This is a genomic window from Leifsonia sp. SIMBA_070, from assembly GCF_046534635.1.
GTDB lineage: Bacteria > Actinomycetota > Actinomycetes > Actinomycetales > Microbacteriaceae > Leifsonia.
Window position 1 is genome coordinate 1 of sequence record NZ_JAWRYK010000725.1, and the last position, 247, is coordinate 247.

General features: G+C 49.0%; 1 protein-coding gene. It reads left to right on the plus strand.

Annotation, left to right across the window (positions count from 1 at the left end; translation table 11 throughout):
- On the plus strand, positions 1-247 hold a 247-nt coding region (locus SB754_RS22150), incomplete at both ends, for a hypothetical protein (RefSeq protein ID WP_410784442.1).

Below are 247 nucleotides of genomic sequence, written 5' to 3' on the forward strand. Positions count from 1 at the left end.
CTCCATGGACTCGACTCGCATCGGCTTAGTAGCCACCGCGCTTAAACAGAAAATTTATACAGAAACCTTTGGTGGCAAAACGCTTGGCAAATTCTTGATCTCTCGAGAGAGCCTCAAGCAATTACTGGGCGTGAGCAGGCTGTCGACCATGGACGTAGAGGCATTTACGACTGAGTGCCTGAACAGAGGACTCACAGTTATCGATTTGGACGATAGCTTCGCTTTCGCTGATGAGCGATTTGTAAGG